This is a genomic window from Pelatocladus sp. BLCC-F211 (assembly GCF_041928655.1).
In the GTDB taxonomy this organism is placed as follows: domain Bacteria; phylum Cyanobacteriota; class Cyanobacteriia; order Cyanobacteriales; family Nostocaceae; genus Pelatocladus.
In genome coordinates, this window is the sequence record NZ_JBHFLM010000182.1 from 1 (window position 1) to 3636 (window position 3636).

The 3636-nt window shown below is 42.8% G+C and carries 6 protein-coding genes; 5 read left to right on the top strand and 1 reads right to left on the bottom strand.

From position 1 onward, the window contains the following. Positions 1–257 precede the first annotated feature (257 nt). The 5 genes from ACE1AT_RS22190 to ACE1AT_RS22210 all read left to right on the top strand — a co-directional run bounded on the left by ACE1AT_RS22190 (position 258) and on the right by ACE1AT_RS22210 (position 2410). A complete protein-coding gene (locus ACE1AT_RS22190; protein ID WP_374872265.1) occupies positions 258–434 on the top strand; it encodes a hypothetical protein in 177 nt (58 codons plus the stop codon). 146 nt (positions 435–580) lie between these two features. Continuing rightward, positions 581–787, top strand: a complete 207-nt coding sequence (locus ACE1AT_RS22195; protein ID WP_374872267.1) for a hypothetical protein — start codon at positions 581–583, stop codon at positions 785–787. Positions 788–930: 143 nt separating this feature from the next. Then, positions 931–1404: a hypothetical protein gene (locus ACE1AT_RS22200; protein WP_374872269.1), complete on the top strand. Its 474-nt coding sequence runs from the start codon at positions 931–933 to the stop codon at positions 1402–1404. 158 nt (positions 1405–1562) lie between these two features. Beyond that, positions 1563–1811, top strand: a complete 249-nt coding sequence (locus ACE1AT_RS22205) for an MmgE/PrpD family protein (protein WP_374872271.1) — start codon at positions 1563–1565, stop codon at positions 1809–1811. Beyond that, positions 1808–2410: a zeta toxin family protein gene (locus tag ACE1AT_RS22210; RefSeq protein WP_374872273.1), complete on the top strand. Its 603-nt coding sequence runs from the start codon at positions 1808–1810 to the stop codon at positions 2408–2410. The genes ACE1AT_RS22205 and ACE1AT_RS22210 overlap by 4 nt, the downstream gene beginning before the upstream one ends. Before the next feature lie 509 nt (positions 2411–2919). Here ACE1AT_RS22210 and ACE1AT_RS22215 read toward each other — a convergent pair. Further along, positions 2920–3315 carry a hypothetical protein gene (locus ACE1AT_RS22215; RefSeq protein WP_374872275.1) on the bottom strand — a complete coding sequence of 132 codons (396 nt, stop codon included), beginning with the start codon at positions 3313–3315 and terminating at the stop codon, positions 2920–2922. Between the last annotated feature and the right edge of the window lie 321 nt (positions 3316–3636).

The window sequence follows — 3636 nt, forward strand, 5'->3', positions numbered from 1 at the left end:
GAATGCATATGCAGTAAGTGGACACAAAAGCCTGAAAGAATTTTTCCAACTAGCTGTTCTTACTCCCTCATCGGAAACCGCCGCCTCACCATCGGGTGTATAAACTACCCCACCCGACATCGCCAGCAGAAGAGGCAGGGGCAGGGAGAGGAAATCCCTCTGCACCTCCGCCTCTACTGACGCGCCCAAGTAAACCACTGACTGACATCGGATGTCACCGTATTTTTCCCCTTAGCTCCAAAGAATGCAGCTGAGGCGTGAATAAACCAGTCGGATTATCGCACCAGCCTTCAGCAAGCGCTTGTTTGACACGAGTGATCGCACCAGTCACATTCGTCCAATATTTCTTCACCACCCCCAAACACGGCTGTGGATTAATCCACAATCGTTGTAACTTGTACTGGCTACAGACAACGAAATTCTTAGCCAGCTAGCTCCATTAAGCGCTCAAATGGCTCAATTGTTAAGTAGATCCACCTGAAAAAACAGCCAACCTTTATGAGTTATCTGTTTGTTTCAAAGACTGTCGGTATGGGCGGCACAGCCCTTTAGGGGCTGTGCCAAGGTTGGCTGTTTTTTAATGTCCATGTACTTAGCACAGCAAACAGCTAGAGGCGATCGTCATGATGAAGCACTAAGACAACTTGAAAATTCGATGCAAGCATTGTCCCAAACTCAACCTGAAACATTACGACTGATTGCGGATAACTCACGTGAAATACAACGGATTTGGCAACATCTTGAGCGTAGATTTGATGGCAATGGCAACGAGAGAAACGATCAATGATGCCCAAAGCTAAACACGACTGTAGGTTCATCGGTAAGCTATTCGATGCTCCCGGATTGCAGCTTTTGTTAACACAATTGATAATGGAACTGTAAAAGATTGAAATTTTGCTAACTGTTAACTATTAGGGGGTAGGGAGCGGTGTGTGGTTTTGGGACAAAGATTCAGTAGAGTACGAAATCTTCAAAAAATACGAGCGAGCCTTAGTCAGCATTGGTGTTGACTTTTCGCTCTTAGAAGTTCAAGATGCTTTAGAAATCAACACATTCGGCTTGGAAGATGCCTTAAGAAGCACGATTAATTATGTTCTGTGGTTGCACGAACAAAAAAGAGAGATTTTCCCCAACGCTATATTAATTCGTGCCTTGCAAGAACAGTGGAAGCCCGTCGCATGGCGTGATGAGTACCTGGAACTGCCAATGCTACAATCACCAGGGCAAAAATGGTGGAATAGTGCAGCCTCAGTGTGGGGATATGATTTACGTAACCAACTTGTTGCTGACGTATTCTATGACAATGGCAAGGAATTCATCAAATTTACCAATGGCAAAGAAATACTGGTGGAGACTGCATGGCGTTGGGAGTGGGAACGAGTACTAAACTACGCAACTAATTGAGATGTGAACGCTAATCCTTCGGTTTCAGCAGCACCGCTTCCACAACAACAATCCTCAACTGCGGAAACTTTGCACAGATTAGGATCATCCAAGGATTTGTTAAAGTATAAACTGAAATAACCAGTTCTAGAGAGTGCTTGAACTAGGGGAAAATAAAGATGATACATACAAATACTGAGTCTGATAACGGTAAACAAACTGAATTCTCCCAGTGGGGGAAAGAGCTTTCTCGACTAGCACAAGAAGGGGTGAAGAAAGAAATTAGCGAACATAAAGTAGCAGGTCGCCCAATATTTTATTCTCTAGAGGGTGTACCAATTATGGAATTATCAGATGGTCGTTGCTTTGAATATCAATTGCGCTCAGACGGAAGACGAGAAATAATTCGTGAAGTTAAGAGTAAATGACACAACCAAAACCGACTCTAACTATCATCGCCGGGCCAAATGGGTCGGGTAAAAGTACATTTACTCGTGCAACTCAAGAAGCTTTACGAGTTCCAATTATCGATCCGGATCAAGAAGCACGACAACTTCGACCTGATGATGCACAAGCAGCAGCAATACTTGGTGGAAGACAAGCAATAAAACGCGCTCGCGCCTACTTGACAAATAATGAAAGCTTTGCAGTAGAAACAACACTATCTGGTCATACTTATTTACGGATGATGGCAGAGGCTAGGCAAAAAGGGTGGCAAGTCAACCTTATCTATGTAGGGGTTGAGAATGTAGAAACCAGCATAGAACGTGTTGCTATTAGAGTTGCACAAGGAGGACATAATGTACCAGAAGAAGACATTTGGCGTAGATACACACGCAGCCTGTCTAATTTGTCAGTAGCCATACAACAGGCTGACCAGATTTTAATCTTTGATAACTCAACAGTACAAGGGTATCAACAAGTACTAACTATCGAAAATGGAAGAGTGACTCAAAAAGTTCGAGAGCTACCTGAGTGGTTAAAAACCTCACTCACAGAAGAGTTTATTGACGAAAATCAAAGCTAACTGTAAAGTTGGCAATCTGCTGAACAACTGGGTTGTGACAGACGAGAGGAAAAATTTTTACTCCCGAGCGCGGAAACCGCCGCATCATCTCCCCAATATCCACCGCTTCCCCGGAAGGCGTATAAATGGATGCCTAATAGTTTGTAATATTTTTGTTGAGCAAAAATAGCTGGGGTTAATAAAGCTTCCAAATGATTGGCGATCGCTTCATTATCTATAGTAGGAGTATTATGTCATTGCGCGTGGTCAGAGTTTTGTTTTGGTCGCTTGGGCATGGCGGTAAACCAAACTTTTCATTACCTGATTTGATAGTTGGGCGTTGCTGAATCAAAATATGAATTATGCGATCGCCATAGTTTCGCTCTGAATTGAGGGCTACAATCTGCACAAATGTAGTTTTGTTTACCTCTCTGTTTGCTGTTCTTACGGATATGATGGGATTTACAACGCGGACATTCCATGAAGATTCACCCTAATTCATATTCTCATTATGCAACGCCGTATTAATGTTAACTATAATTAGCGACAATTCCTTGAGCTATTTCCTCTACCCTTTGCACTAACTCCTGTGGTGCCACCACTTTAACATTGCCAGCAAACCCAACAATCCATCTCCACAAATCAAAATCATCTAATGTCCACTGAGGAAATATTGCTTGAAAACGATGAGGAAAATTGCGATCGCCAGTTCTAGCGAGGCAAAATAAAGACTTGGGAAGATTACTCGTTGTCTTGTGAATCGGTGGGGACATTTTCATTTGGGCGAAGCGTTTTGTCCCTTCGGTAATAAAGGGATAAATCCGATCGTTAAACCAAAGTTCCACTGTGACGCAGACTTGCATTCGCTTTTTGACATCAGAACTGAGAAACAGTTTTTGATCGGTGCTGCTATTCCCCAAATGCATCCCTGCACCAGCTTTAATGGGACTTCCAGAGAATAAAATATACAGCTAATAAAAATGATAATCATTCTGAGGGGGAGAGAGCGGTTTGCGGCGGCAACCGCGCTCTAACCCCAAAAAAAATTAAAAAAAAATATAATAAAATTTATATTCTTTGTGTGGGGTTGTGCGGGGTGGCCGTCGCCCCCCCCTCTCTCCCCCCAAAAAATATGCAAGATAAATATCTGCACTCAACACTGAAAGAGCGCAGTCAACAGAATTACCATTACCGCGAAAAAGCTTTATTTAACTTCTGAAAATTACGTTGTTCCGTAACAAATATCA

Bases quoted from the DNA above. Each gene is read 5' to 3' on its own strand.
- ACE1AT_RS22205 (WP_374872271.1), top strand. From the start codon at position 1,563: ATGATACATACAAATACTGAGTCTGATAACGGTAAACAAACTGAATTC.
- ACE1AT_RS22215 (WP_374872275.1), bottom strand. From the start codon at position 3,315: ATGCATTTGGGGAATAGCAGCACCGATCAAAAACTGTTTCTCAGTTCT.
- ACE1AT_RS22210 (WP_374872273.1), top strand. From the start codon at position 1,808: ATGACACAACCAAAACCGACTCTAACTATCATCGCCGGGCCAAATGGG.
- ACE1AT_RS22195 (WP_374872267.1), top strand. From the start codon at position 581: ATGTCCATGTACTTAGCACAGCAAACAGCTAGAGGCGATCGTCATGAT.